This window comes from Sphaerospermopsis reniformis, from assembly GCF_005402885.1.
Classification (GTDB): Bacteria; Cyanobacteriota; Cyanobacteriia; order Cyanobacteriales; family Nostocaceae; genus Sphaerospermopsis; species Sphaerospermopsis kisseleviana.
This window is the reverse complement of the sequence record NZ_BJCE01000539.1, coordinates 1-637: the sequence shown is the minus strand read 5'-3', so window position 1 is coordinate 637 and position 637 is coordinate 1. Positions and strand designations below refer to the sequence as shown.

Here is a 637-nt window from a genome sequence, read left to right as displayed (position 1 = left end):
TCTTGTTTGGTACGGTTAATTAACTCCCTAGCTTGGGTGATAGCTTTTTCTTCATTGGTAATGATTAGTTTAATTGTAGCAATCCCAATGGGTAATGATGTTGTTTCTTCAATTTCATCTAAATAAATTACTCTCACTCTTTGACTCAGGAAAAATTCTTCATAGTCCTGAATATTACCTTCATCTATAGCACGACTAGGATATATTACTACTCCTTTCCAGCCACAATTAGGTTTATTTTGGCGTACATATAAACATATTTCTGCAAATAACCTATTGTACAGGTCTTCATCTGGCTGAAATTGCACTTCTAGGAAGTAGATGGGATTTGCTGTAGTTTCTTGAGGTAGGAAGACTCCATCTATTCTAAAAGCTGTTTGCTTGACTTCAATAGATGAAAACTCATAACTTTCAGCTAATTCGGGAGATTGACCTATAAGTTCAAAAAAAATACTTGGTATTTCTTGAAATAAGCGGTAGAATATAGTATCTGTTTTCATTAATTTAATATTAATACTCCTGGTCGGTATTTTACCGCCCTTTTTTTTATTTTATCATCACCTGAATAAACATCCCGATTCTGATAATTATCAAAAAAAGTAAACGCACCTTGACTAAATAGCCAAAGTGCGATCGC

General features: G+C 33.6%; 1 protein-coding gene. It reads right to left on the bottom strand.

Annotation, left to right across the window (positions count from 1 at the left end; translation table 11 throughout):
• On the bottom strand, positions 1 to 500 hold a 500-nt coding region (locus FFR48_RS28290), incomplete at its 3' end, for an Rpn family recombination-promoting nuclease/putative transposase (RefSeq protein ID WP_137669614.1).
• Positions 501 to 637 lie beyond the last annotated feature (137 nt).